The sequence below is a fragment of the Burkholderia sp. JPY481 genome (genome assembly GCF_038900515.1).
In the GTDB taxonomy this organism is placed as follows: domain Bacteria; phylum Pseudomonadota; class Gammaproteobacteria; order Burkholderiales; family Burkholderiaceae; genus Paraburkholderia; species Paraburkholderia youngii.
In genome coordinates, this window is sequence record NZ_JAYMRT010000002.1 from 316,243 (window position 1) to 329,343 (window position 13,101).

Genomic DNA, 13,101 nt, shown 5'->3' on the forward strand with positions numbered 1-13,101 from the left:
GGCATCCGGGACCGCGTCGACGCATCGCGCGACGGCGCTCACATGCGCCGCTGCAGCGTTGCCGTGAAGTTGAATGGCGCGACCCGACGCGGCTATTCCGCGTCTCGCCGATTGTGCGGATTTAATCTCTTTCAGCCGCGAAAAAGCCCAAGCCCGCTTGCGGACAAAGGCCGATACTCGTCGTCATATTCAACGTGTGTCGGCGCGGCCGGCTTTTTGAAGGAGACGGACAAAGTGAGCAAGGCTATCCAGTGGAGCGGGGTGTTTCCCGCCGTCAGCACCCAGTTCAAGCCGGATTTCTCGCTCGACATCGACGCGACGCACCGCGTGGTCAGCAATCTCGTCAAGGATGGCGTGTCGGGTCTGGTGGTCTGCGGCACGGTCGGTGAAAACACTTCGCTGAGCACGTCGGAAAAGTTGCAGGTGATCGAGGCCGCGCGCGACGCGTGCGGCGGTAAGGTGCCGGTCGTCGCGGGCGTCGCCGAGTTCACGACCGAGTTCGCGCGGCAGACGGTGCGTGAAGCGGCGCGTGTCGGCGTCGACGGCGTGATGGTGATGCCGGCGCTCGTCTATTCCGCGAAGCCGCACGAAACCGCCGCGCATTTCCGCTCGGTCGCGACCAGCACCGACCTGCCGGTGATGATCTACAACAACCCGCCGATCTACAAGAACGACGTGACGCCGGACGTGCTGATCGCGCTGCAGGACTGCGAGAACATCGTCTGCTTCAAGGATTCCTCGGGCGATACGCGGCGCTTCATCGATCTGCGCAACGCGGTGGGCGACCGCTTCGTGCTGTTCGCCGGCCTCGACGACGTGGTGGTCGAAAGCATCGCGGTGGGTGCGGAAGGGTGGGTGTCGGGGATGTCGAACGCGTTCCCGAAGGAAGGCGAGACGCTGTTTCGTCTCGCCACGCAGAAGCGTTTCGATGAAGCGTTGGCGCTGTACAGCTGGTTCATGCCGCTGTTGCACCTCGACGCGCGCCCTGACCTCGTGCAATGCATCAAGCTGTGCGAGGACCTGCTCGGCCGAGGCAGCGCCGTTACGCGTCCGCCGCGCCTCGCGCTGCAAGGCGACACGCTCGCCGAAGTCAAAGACATCGTCGCGAAGGCGCTCGCTACGCGTCCGACGCTGCCGGACGTTGGTCTTTAGGAACGCCTGAAAGACATCGGCATCCTGTCCGCCTGGTAGGGGAAACAGGATGCCGAACCCCAACCGCGAGCGCTGATCTCAACTCGCCGTCAGCACCGGAGCGACCGCAGCCGGATCGCTGATACTCGGCCGGCCGTTCTCGACGTGACCGGCAAAGCGGCGCGAGAAGCTTGCGTCGTCGCTGCTCGTCACCGTCAGGTCGTACCAGTGATGGCTCGACGCAAGCACCCAGCCTTCTTCGATATGGGCATTGGCCGGCACGACCATGGTGCGCGGCCGCGCGCCGTACGCGTTGTCGATCACAGTCAGATGCGCGATGCCACGACTGCCGTTGCTGAACCTCAGGAACACGTTGCCATTCGCGACGTCGTATCGCGCGGTCACTTCAGGCTGAGCCGTCTTGTAGTTGTTATGCACATTCTGCGTGCTCGCCTGCGTGTTCCCCGCGAACTTGCGCACGAAGCCGTTCGGACCGAACACGTCGAACGCATACACGCCGTTCGTCGTGCTCAGGTTGAACGTATCGCTGAGCGACTTGCCCGCTTCGACCGTGTAGCGCCACGGACCATCGGTGCGATTCGTCGCGTACACATAGAAGTGCGCGCCCTGCTCGCCGGTGTTGCCGATCGTGATTTCAAACGTGTTCCTGTCCGCATTCGCCGCGCCGTTCACGTGCAGTTCGTACGGCAACGCGCGCGCAAAGCGGATGCCCGCTTCTTGCGCTTCGACCGGAGCCGGCGTCGTCGGCACGGTCGGCTTCGGTTGCGTCTTGCACTGGTTGTCGGCCATGTCCAGGTAGCTTTTGGTATCCGGCAGCGTCGGCATCCTTGAATCCGGCGTGCGGAAGTCGAACGCGGTGCTCAGATCGCCGCACACCGCGCGACGCCATGCCGTGATGTTCGGCTCATGCACGCCGAAGCGCGTTTCGATGAAGCGGATCACCGACGTGTGATCGAACACCTGCGAGCACACGAAGCCGCCCTTGGTCCACGGCGACACGATCGTCATCGGCACGCGCGGGCCGAGGCCGTACGGATAGCCGTCGGCCGTGTATTTGCCGCCGCGCAGCGGATTGACGACGTCGTGGATCTCGCCGTCGGTCGTCACTGTCGACTTGCCTTGTGCGGACGTCGTCGGCGGTTGCGGCGGCACGAGGTGATCGAAGAAGCCGTCGTTCTCGTCGTACATGACGAAGAGCACGGTCTTGCTCCACACCTCGGGGTTCGACGTCAGCGCGTCGAGAATCTGCGTCGTGTATTCGGCGCCGTACGCGGGCGTGAAGTTCGGATGCTCCGAATACGCAGCCGGCGCGCACAGCCACGACACCTGCGGCAGCCGGTTCGCGAGCACGTCGGCTTTCAGGTCGTCGACCGTGCGCACGGTTTGCGCGCGCTCGTGGAGCGGCGAACCCGGCTGAGCGTTGATGAAATTCGTGAAGTTCTGAAGGATGTTGGTGCCGTAGTTGCCGTTAAGCGGATCGAAGGCCGTCGTGCCCTGCTGATAGATCTGCCATGAAATGCCCGCGGCCTGCAGACGCTCCGGATACGTGGTCCACGACAGCAACTGATAATTCGGCGGACGATCGCCGTCCGCCCAATCGTTGTTGTCGAGCAGCGGGCCGCCCAGCGTGCCGGTCGGGTCGATCGTGCCGGTCATCAGATACGCGCGGTTCGGGTGCGTCGGTCCCGGCAGCGAGCAGTAGTACGCATCGCAAATCGTGAATGCGTCGGCGAGCGCGTAGTGGAATGGGATGTCGCTACGCAGGTGGTAGCCCATCGTCATGCCGGTCTTGTTGGCGGGCCATTGGTCGCAGCGGCCGCGGTCGATCGCGGATTGGGTCTTGTGCCACGTGTGATCGAGTTCGCCGACGCATTGCGCGCTCGTCGTCGCGGTGTTCAGATGGAACGGCAGCATGGGCCTGGCCGGGTCTTCCTTCGACGGCTGATTCCACACCGGCAGACCGCTCGGCAGCGGAATCGGGAAGCGGTCGTTGTAGCCGCGCACGCCGCGCAAATGACCGAAGTAGTGGTCGAACGAGCGGTTCTCCTGCATGAACACCACGATGTGCTCGACGTCGCGAATCGTGCCCGTGCGCGAAAACGCGGGCACTGCCAGCGCGTTGCGGATCGACTCGGGCAATGCGCTCATCGCGGCGGCGGCGCCCGCGGATGAAGCCACGGTTTGCAGGAAACGGCGACGACTAGTTGATGTCATCGAATATCACCTTCTGCGTAAAGGAAGAATAGCGCGGGTGGACGCGAAGTTGGGGTGTTTCGTTGTCGGTGACACGTTGCTCTTGCCGATCAGTTGCGAGCTAGTCGTCGGTTGATCGAAAGACAATGGAAAGTATTGGGAAGATCGATGTTCATGGCGCTGCCATCTGCGCTATGTTTGCTGCATTCCGGTTCGCGTATGAGCACGATTCAATGACTCGCATCGATTCATCCATCGACATCTCGCAACTCGAAGACGAATGGCTCGAAGCCGACGGCTTCGGCGGCTTTGCGTCGGGCACGGTCGGTATGTTGCGCACGCGCCGCTACCATGCGCTGCTGCTAGCCGCGACGCGCGCGCCGGGCGGGCGCATGGTGCTCGTCAACGGCATCGAGGCGTGGGTAGAGGCGGGCGGCGAGCGCTTCCCGGTGACCATGCAACGCTATGGGCCTGACGTGATCTATCCGGATCTGCGCGGCAAGCTGCTCGGTTTCGATACCGCGCCGTGGCCGAGCTGGCGCATTCGACTCGATACGCATACTGCGATCATCGCCGAGGTGTTCGTCAGCAAAGCGACGTGCGAAACGGTATTGCGCTGGCGGCTCGAAGGCGGCGGACTCGATGCGCCGATGATGAAGGTCAGACCGCTGTTGTCGGGCCGCGATTATCACGCGTTGCATCACGAGAATCCGGCCTTCGACTTCGGTGCGCTACTCAGCGCCGATCAATCGTGCGCGAGCTGGCAGCCGTATGGCGGACTGCCGGTCGTGCGGGCGGCGACGAACGGCACCTATACGCATGCGCCCGAGTGGTATCGCAACTTCTGCTACGTGCGCGAGCAGGAGCGCGGTCTCGACTGCAGCGAAGACCTCGCGGCGCCCGGCGTGTTCAGCTTCGATCTCGCACAGGGTGAAGCGGTGATGATTCTGAGTGCAGCGAGCACGGCCGCCACCCAAAGCTCCAACGACAAACCGCAAGCCGCCGCCCACGCCGCCGAGCTCGCCGACACCGAACAACAACGCCGCACCGCACTCGGCTCGCGCCTGCAGCGGTCGGCCGACGCCTACGTCGTCACGCGCAACGAAGGCCGCACGATCCTCGCAGGCTTTCCGTGGTTCACCGACTGGGGCCGCGACACCTTCATCGCGATGCGCGGCCTGCTGATCGCATCGAACCGTCTCGACGAGGCCGAAGCGATCCTGCTCGAATGGTCGGGCACGCTGTCCGACGGCATGCTGCCGAACCGCTTCCCCGACTATGGCGACGCGCCCGAATACAACTCGGTCGATGCGTCGCTATGGTTCATCGTCGCGGTTCACGACTATCTGGCTATGCCCCATGCAAGCGCGCAGACGCGCGCGCATCTGCAGCAAGCCGCCGAAGCGATCCTGACCGGCTACACGAACGGCACGCGCTTTAACATCGCCTGCTGTCCCGACGACGGTCTGCTGCGCGCCGGCATCCCCGGCGTGCAACTGACGTGGATGGATGCGAAAGTCGGCGATTGGGTCGTCACGCCGCGCATCGGCAAGCCGGTCGAAGTGCAGGCGCTATGGATCAATGCGCTGCGAATCGCGTCGGCATGGAACCCGCAGTGGCGGCAGGCTGCGGAGCAAGCGACGCTCGCATTTCACCGGCGCTTCGTCGATCCGGCCACGCAGACGCTGTTCGATAGCGTCGACGTCGATCATGTGCCGGGTACGGTCGATCGCTCGGTCCGGCCGAACCAGATCTTCGCGATCGGTGGCCTGCCGTTTCCGCTGCTCGAAGGCGCGGCGGCGCGCGCGGTCGTGGCGCAGGTCGAAGCGCAATTGCTGACGCCGCTCGGCCTGCGCTCGCTTGCGCCGTCCGATCCGGCCTATCGCGGCCACTACCGCGGCGCGCAGCTCGAACGCGACGGCGCCTATCATCAGGGCACCGTGTGGGTATGGCTGATCGGCCCGTTCGTCGAAGCGTGGCTGCGAGTGAATGGCACAAGCGCCACGAATCTCGCGCAGGCGAGGACGCGTTTTCTCGCGCCGCTGTACCAGCATCTCGATCACGCAGGGCTCGACCACCTGTCCGAGATCGCCGACGGCGATGCGCCGCACGCGCCCGCCGGCACGCCGTTCCAGGCCTGGTCGCTCGGAGAAATGCTGCGCGTCGAAAGTCTGCTTGCCCGATTCGAGCGCGACGGGGCGTAAACCGCGCTACGATGTTGGGTCCTACCGCCAAGCTTGTTGCAAGGACGTTCTCATGCCACCGCTGCGCGCTGCCAATCTGCTTGCCACGCTCGAAGGTTCCCGGCTGCATTCGCCCGAATGCGGCCACTGGCAGCGCTGGGGGCCGTATCTGAGCGAGCGCCAGTGGGGCACGGTGCGCGAGGACTACAGCGCGGACGGCACCGCCTGGGACTCGTTTCCGCACGACCATGCGCGCAGCCGCGCCTACCGCTGGGGCGAAGACGGCATCGCCGGATTCGGCGACGACCGGCTCAGCTGGTGTGTATCGCTCGCGCTGTGGAACCGCAAGGACCCGATCATCAAGGAGCGCCTGTTCGGCCTGACCAACGCGCAGGGCAATCACGGCGAGGACGTGAAGGAGCTGTACTTCTATCTGGACGGCACGCCCACGCACTCTTACATGCGCATGCTGTACAAGTACCCACATGCGGCCTATCCGTATCAGGATCTGATCGACGAAAACGCGCGCCGCGGCGGGGACATGCCGGAGTACGAAGTGCTCGATACCGGCGTGTTCGACGATCTGCGCTATTTCGACGTGCAGGTCGAATACGCGAAGCACACGCCCGATGACATCGTGATGCGCGTGACGATCGAAAATCGCGCGGACGAGGCGGCCTCGCTCGACGTGCTGCCGCAGATCTGGGCGCGCAACTCGTGGTCGTGGAAGGAGAACAAGGACAAGCCGAAGCTCGTCGCCGGCACCGACCACGACGGCGCGGTGCGTCTGCTTGGCCATCACCATGTGCATGAGCCGATCGTGGTGACCGCGTGGTCGAAGGACGCGCCGCAACTCGCGTGGCTGTTCTGCGAGAACGACACCAACGTCAAGCGGCTGTTCGGCATGGACGGTGCGGGCCCGTTCAAGGACGGCTTCAACGACTACCTCGTGCACGGCGACGCGAACGCGATCCGTCGTGACGCAGGCACCAAGGCCGCCGCGCATGCGCAGCTGGAACTCGGGCCGCATGCACGCGCGGTGGTGTATCTGCGCTGGCACCCGCAATCGGCGACCGATGAAGCGCCATTCGATGCCGACGCGTTGATCGCGCGCCGCCTCGCCGAGGCGGACGAATTCTATGGCGCGTTGCAGCACGAGATCACCGACCGCGATGCGCGCCTCGTGCAACGCCAGGCGCTCGCCGGCATGCTGTGGTCGAAGCAGTACTACCAGTACGACGTGCAGCGCTGGCTCGACGGCGACCCACTGCAGCCGAGCCCGCCCGCCGCGCGCAAGCAGGGCCGCAACAGGGACTGGCGACATCTGTGCAACGCGGACATCGTGTCGATGCCGGACAAGTGGGAATACCCGTGGTACGCGTCGTGGGACCTCGCGTTTCATGCCGCCGCGTTCGCGCTGATCGATCCGGCGTTCGCGAAGAAGCAATTGCTGCTGCTCGTGAAGGACCGCTATCAACACCCGAACGGCCAGTTGCCCGCTTACGAATGGGCGCTCAGCGACGCGAACCCGCCCGTGCATGCTTGGGCCGCATGGCGCGTGTACGAGATCGATCGCGCGCTGACCGGCAAGGCGGACCGCGATTTTCTGGAGCTCGTGTTTCACAAGCTGCTGTTGAATTTCTCGTGGTGGGTGAATCGCAAGGACGCCGACGGCCACAATATTTTCCAGGGCGGCTTTCTCGGGCTCGACAACGTCGGCATCTTCGACCGCTCGTCGCCGCTGCCGACCGGCGGCCACATCGACCAGGCCGACGGCACCGCGTGGATGGCCGCGTATGCGCTCGACCTGATGCGGATCGCGCTCGAACTCGCTTACGCGAATCACGTGTTCGTCGACATCGGCGTGAAGTTCTTCGAGCACTTCCTGTACATCGCGGAAGCGGTCAGTTGCGACGACGGCTGCGACACGGGTCTGTGGGACAGCGCGGACGAATTCTTCTACGACAAGCTGCGCTTGCCCGACGGCAGCAACATGCCGATGCGCGTTCGCTCGATCGTCGGACTGATACCTCTGTTCGCCGTGCATGTGCTCGAAGAGCGTTTGCATGGCGGCTTGCCGGGCTTGCGCGAGCGCCTCGTATGGTTTCTCGAGCATCGGCCCGATCTCGCGAAGCTGGTGTCGCGCTGGAACGAACCCGGCAAGGGCAACGCGCTGCTGTTGTCGTTGTTGCGCGGGCATCGGATGAAGGCGTTGTTACGGCGAGCGCTCGACGAAAGCGAATTTCTTTCCGATCACGGCGTGCGGGCGTTGTCGCGTTGCCATCGCGAGCATCCGTTCGTGTTCCAGCACAACGGCAACAGCTTCTGCGTGAAGTATCTGCCGGCCGAATCCGATACCCGTGTGTTCGGCGGCAATTCGAACTGGCGCGGGCCGGTGTGGATGCCGGTCAACTATCTGCTGATCGAATCGCTGTACGAGTTTCATCGCTATTACGGCGATGATTTCCGCGTCGAGTATCCGACCGGGTCGGGCCAGAAGTTCTCGTTGAGCGAAATCGGCGACGAACTCGCGCGCCGCGCGACCACGCTGTTCCTGAAGGACAAGAACGGCGAGCGGCCGGTGATGGGCGCGTATCCGCTGTTGCAGGCGGACCCGCGTTCACAGGATCTGATCCTGTTCCACGAGTATTTTCATGGCGACAACGGTCGTGGCGTCGGCGCTTCGCATCAGACCGGCTGGACCGGGCTCGTCGCGTTGCTGTTGCAGCCGCGCGCGATGGCGGCGTCGGGCAACGTGCCGCTTGCCGGGGAACCGGCGCCGGCGCCCGCGCCGATTCCGGTGAAAGAACCGGTGCCGTCGCTCGCGGCCGCGACGTCGAAGTAAGCACGCCGCGCGCTCGCGCGCGAAGGCGATTGAACTGTGCGGCAGCGCCCGTGGTCTTTCATGTATCGCCACGCTCGTTCCATCGGCCTACCAGGTTCCAGGTGAATCCCATGTCGACTACACCGAACTCTTCCGCCTCTTCCGATCAGACCAACGCAACGCCCGCCTTGAGCTGCAAGCTCAGCTCGAACCGATACGACACGCTGTCGTCGCCCGCCGGCAAGAAGCCCGCACCGCCGTGCACGCTCGTGATCTTCGGCGCGGGCGGCGATCTGACCAAACGTCTGTTGATGCCGGCGCTCTACAACCTCTCGGTCGATGGACTGCTCGACGACAGCATGAAGATCATCGGCGTCAATCACGGTGAGCGCGAAACGCGCGAATGGTGCGACGAACTGCATACGTCGCTGCAGAAATTCGCCGCCGACAAGGCCAGCACCTTCCACGCCGGCAAGCTCGACGACAACGCGTGGAACTGGGTCGCGCAGCGCCTCGAATACATGGCGGGCGAGTTCGAATCCGACGATACGTTCGCCAAGATGAAACAGAAGCTCGATCAGTCGAAAGTCGGCAACGTGATTTTTTACCTCGCGGTCGGCGCGCGTTTTTTCAAACCGATCGCCGAGCGGCTCGGCAAGGCCGGTCTGCTGAAGGAAGGCGACGGTGCGAACGGCGGCTTTCGGCGTCTCGTGATCGAGAAGCCGTTCGGCACTGATCTCGCATCGGCGCGCGATCTGAACGCGCACATCCTGTCGTATGCGAAGGAATCGCAGGTGTACCGCATCGACCATTTTCTCGGCAAGGACACCGTGCAGAGCATTCTCGCGGTGCGCTTCGCGAATGCGATGTTCGAGCCGGTCTGGCGGCGCGAGTACATCGACTGCGTGCAGATCACGGCGGCGGAAACGATCGGCGTCGAGGGGCGCGGTCGGTTCTACGAGCAGACCGGCGCGTTTCGCGACATGGTGCCGAACCATCTGTTCCAACTGCTCGGCATCGTTGCGATGGAGCCGCCGAATTCGTTCGACGCCGAAGCCGTGCGCGACAAGAAGGTCGAGCTGTTCGACGCGATCCAGCCGCTGAAGCCCGACGGCGTCGTATTCGGCCAGTACGAAACAGGGCCCGCCGGTGTGGGCTATCGCGAGGAGCCCGACGTCGCGCCCGGCAGCACGACCGAAACCTACGCGGCGGCGCGCGTGTTCGTCGAGAACTGGCGTTGGGCCGGCGTGCCGTTCTATCTGCGTACCGGCAAGCGGCTCTCAGTGCGCCGCACCGAAATTTCGGTGCAGTTGAAGCCGGTGCCGTTCCGCCTGTTCCGCGACACGCCGGTCAACGCATTGACGCCGAACGTGCTGACGTTGCGCATCGATCCCGAGCACGGCTCGAGTTTCGATTTCAATGTGAAGGCGCCGGGCCCGGTGATGCAGATCGGTGCGGTGCAATCGTCGTTCAACTATGGCGACTTCTTCGATGAGCGCGCGAACGTCGGATACGAGACGCTGCTATACGACTGCATGCTCGGCGACGCAACGTTGTTCCAGCGCGCCGATGGCATCGAGACGGCCTGGTGTGCGGTCGACGACGTGCTGCATCCGAAGAGCGGCGGTGCTCTGCCGGTGCACGGTTACGCCGCAGGCAGCGACGGGCCGGCCGAAGCCGACGCGCTACTCGCGCGCGATGGCCACGCGTGGCGGCCGTTGCAGCAGAAAGCGCCTAGTGGCAAGTCGTAGCGGCAGCTTTGAACGAACCCGCAGAAACGCATCACAACCGCCTCACCACAACCTGGAGACATCGTGGCGACACGCAACAGGAACGCAGTGAAACGAAACGCGCCGAAGAGCGGCAGCGAGCACATCCTCGCGATCGACGTCGGCGGCACCGGCCTTAAGGCCGCGATCATCGACGCCAACGGGCAGATGAAAACCGAGCGTGTGCGCGTTGCGACGCCGCATCCGTGCACGCCGGATCAACTGGTTGACGCGCTCGTGCAGCTCGTGGCTCCGCTCATCGAGCAGGTGCAGCCTGTTTGTATCTCGATCGGCTTTCCGGGTGTCGTGCGCGATAACCGCATTCTGACCGCGCCGCACTTCGGCATCGAAGGATGGCACGACATCGCGCTCGCGGATTCGCTCGCGCGGCGCCTGGGCGGTCTGCCGGTGCGGATGATCAACGACGCCGAGATGCAGGGCTTCGCGGCGATCGAAGGCCACGGCCTCGAATTCGTGCTGACGCTCGGCACCGGCGCCGGCACCGCGATGTTTCGCGATGGCGAGCTGATGCCGCATCTGGAGCTCGCGCATCATCCGGTCAGCAAGAAGGGTGTCGCGTACGACGAATACATCGGCGAGGCCGCGCGCGAGCAGGTCGGCAACAAGCGTTGGAACCGGCGTGTCGAGAAGGTGGTCGGCATTCTCGAGTCACTGGTCAATTACGACAAGCTGTGGATCGGCGGCGGTAACGCAGCGCGCATCAAGTTCAAGCTGCCGGCGAACGTGGCGACCGTATCGAACGACGCGGGGATAGAGGGCGGTGCGAAGTTGTGGCATCCGCTGTCGGTGCGCGAGACGCGGCAGTTTCCGGAGGCCACGGAGAAGACGGGGCGGTTCAAGCCGAAGTGAGGGGGTGGGCGGTTGCTGCTTGATGGGCTTCTCAGCGCTGCCACGCTCCTTCCAAGGCCCTCAGTAACCTTCCCAAACCCAGAGACTCTCCATGACTCGCATTCAACGGGACATCGCGCGGCGCCTCCTCTCCGCTGTCGCGTGCGCGCTGCTCGCTTGCACGAGCGCGCATGCCTACGCGGCACCGGCCTTCGCAGTGTCGTCACCAGGACTGGCGGACGGCGGCACGCTCAACGTGAGTCACGCGGCGAGCGCGAACAACTGCGGCGGCGGCAACGTGTCGCCCGCATTGCAATGGCATAACGCGCCGGCCGGCGCAAAGAGCTTCGCGGTGACGATCTTCGATCCCGACGGCGCGAAAGGCCTCGGCATCGTGCACTGGATCGTGTATGGCATCGCACCGGGTACGACCGGACTCGCCGAGGGCGAAGCCGCGCCGGCGGGCAGCGTCGCCGGCACGAATCGCACCGGCGGCCCCGGCTATTACGGGCCGTGTCCGCCAGTCGGCGATGTGCCGCACCACTACGTCGCGCAGGTCTATGCGCTCGATCTGCCGCCCGACGCATTGCCGGCCGGCTTGACGCGCGACGCGTTCCTCGCCGCGATCAAGGATCACGTGCTCGCCGCGACGAGCACCGTGCTGCGCTATGGACGATGAAGTCGCGCGGGCAAACACCTACCGCGCGTGATCTGCCGAAGGGCGCTTAGCGCGCCGCATCTCCCCAGCGATACTGCACGCTCGCTTCATCGAGCTGAGTCTTGATGGCGTCGTCGAGCGTCAACTCGGCCGCCGCGAGCGTATCGCTCAACTGCTCCGCGCGACTCGCACCAATGATCGCCGACGTAATCAGCGGATTCGCGAGTACCCACGCAAGCGATATCTTCGCCAACGACTCGCCGGTCGGCGCAGCGATCGCCTTCAGTCTTTCGATCGTGTCGAACTCGCGCTCGTGCCAATAGCGCTCTTGATACATCGCGCCAGCCTTGCCGACGCTTTCGGTGAAGCGCCCTTCGGCGGGCGTCGCATCGAGCCGATGCTTGCCCGTCAGCAGTCCGCCCGCAAGCGGGTTATAGGGCATCACGGCTAGCTGCTCCTCGGCGGCCAGCGGCAGCAGCTCACGCTCGATCTGACGAAACAGCAGGTTGTAGCGCGGCTGGACCGACACGAAGCGCGCGACGCGCAGCACGTCCGCGCGTCCCAAAGCTCGCGCGAGCCGATACGCAAGAAAATTCGACACGCCGATATAGCGCGCCTTGCCCGAGCGCACGATCGTATCGAGTGCTTCGAGCGTCTCGTCGAGCGGGGTTTTCGCGTCGTCGGAATGGAGCTGGTACAGGTCGACGTAGTCAGTGCCGAGGCGCTGCAAGGACGCATCGATCGCATCGAGCAGGTGTTTGCGCGACGCGCCCTGATCCCACGCGGCGGGCCCCATCTTGCCGACCGCCTTGGTCGCGACGATGAAGCGCTCGCGCTTGCCCTTCAGCCAGCGTCCGACGATTTCTTCGGTGCGTCCGGCCAGGTCTTCGCCCGCGCCGAGCGGGTAGACGTTCGCGGTATCGATGAAATTGACGCCCGCATCCGCGGCCGTATCGAGGATGCGGTGCGATGCGGCTTCTTCGGTTTGCAGACCGAAAGTCATGGTGCCGAGACACAGGCGCGAAACGGTCAGGCCGGTGCGGCCGAATTGGCGATATTGCATGAAGTCGACTCCAGAGGGGACGAAAGCGTTTGCCGGAAGGGTGGGGCCTTAATGTTATATGCGGTGTTGTAAAAAGGATAAACGGACTCGCGATTCGATGCGCGCGACCGCCGCGATGCGACATTATTTAAATGAAAGAAATCGCGTAATGATAAATGGACTCTTGAGCGCGCCACTGATAAGCCTTTTGCAAGCAAAAAATTACAAGTAGTAATAAAGCCGGTCGACCACCCTTCATGTTTTTACAGATAGCTTTCGATAGAAAAAAATAGAAACAAATCCTTTCCGCGAAGTAATGCACGCCGCGTTTGATGCCTTCCTCTGTGTATGAAATGATAGCGATTCTCATTTAAACCTAGCCAGCGATCCCCGTCATCTCCCCTCACACAACGGAGAGCGGCAGCCAGCCA

At 63.9% G+C, this 13,101-nt stretch carries 8 protein-coding genes; 6 read left to right on the forward strand and 2 right to left on the reverse strand.

Annotated elements, in window-relative coordinates; all coding sequences use genetic code 11:
* Positions 1 to 234: 234 nt before the first annotated feature.
* On the forward strand, positions 235 to 1,152 hold the full coding sequence (locus tag VSR82_RS06785; RefSeq protein ID WP_498857535.1) for a dihydrodipicolinate synthase family protein: 918 nt from the start codon (positions 235 to 237) through the stop codon (positions 1,150 to 1,152).
* Between the two features lie 78 nt (positions 1,153 to 1,230).
* On the opposite strand, the gene VSR82_RS06790 is transcribed toward VSR82_RS06785, so the two are convergent.
* A complete protein-coding gene (locus tag VSR82_RS06790; protein WP_429456212.1) occupies positions 1,231 to 3,366 on the reverse strand; it encodes a phosphocholine-specific phospholipase C in 2,136 nt (711 codons plus the stop codon).
* A 212-nt stretch (positions 3,367 to 3,578) separates the two neighbouring features.
* On the opposite strand from VSR82_RS06790, the gene VSR82_RS06795 reads away from it, so the two are divergent.
* From VSR82_RS06795 to VSR82_RS06815, 5 genes are all read left to right on the forward strand, one after another.
* Positions 3,579 to 5,549, forward strand: a complete 1,971-nt coding sequence (locus tag VSR82_RS06795; RefSeq protein WP_498857536.1) for an amylo-alpha-1,6-glucosidase — start codon at positions 3,579 to 3,581, stop codon at positions 5,547 to 5,549.
* Between the two features lie 52 nt (positions 5,550 to 5,601).
* Entirely contained in the window at positions 5,602 to 8,373 is a 2,772-nt protein-coding gene (locus VSR82_RS06800; RefSeq protein WP_429456208.1) for an MGH1-like glycoside hydrolase domain-containing protein, read from the forward strand.
* A 110-nt stretch (positions 8,374 to 8,483) separates the two neighbouring features.
* Positions 8,484 to 10,103: a glucose-6-phosphate dehydrogenase gene (gene zwf / locus VSR82_RS06805; protein ID WP_429456206.1), complete on the forward strand. Its 1,620-nt coding sequence runs from the start codon at positions 8,484 to 8,486 to the stop codon at positions 10,101 to 10,103.
* Between the two features lie 63 nt (positions 10,104 to 10,166).
* The gene (locus VSR82_RS06810; protein ID WP_429456204.1) at positions 10,167 to 10,991 is read left to right on the forward strand and encodes an ROK family protein; all 825 of its coding nucleotides are present in this window, start codon (positions 10,167 to 10,169) and stop codon (positions 10,989 to 10,991) included.
* Between the two features lie 91 nt (positions 10,992 to 11,082).
* Complete coding sequence (locus VSR82_RS06815; protein WP_429456202.1) at positions 11,083 to 11,649, forward strand: YbhB/YbcL family Raf kinase inhibitor-like protein; 567 nt, start codon at positions 11,083 to 11,085, stop codon at positions 11,647 to 11,649.
* A 46-nt stretch (positions 11,650 to 11,695) separates the two neighbouring features.
* Here the strand turns inward: VSR82_RS06815 and VSR82_RS06820 are convergent, their stop codons facing one another.
* Positions 11,696 to 12,691: an aldo/keto reductase gene (locus tag VSR82_RS06820; protein ID WP_429456200.1), complete on the reverse strand. Its 996-nt coding sequence runs from the start codon at positions 12,689 to 12,691 to the stop codon at positions 11,696 to 11,698.
* Positions 12,692 to 13,101 lie beyond the last annotated feature (410 nt).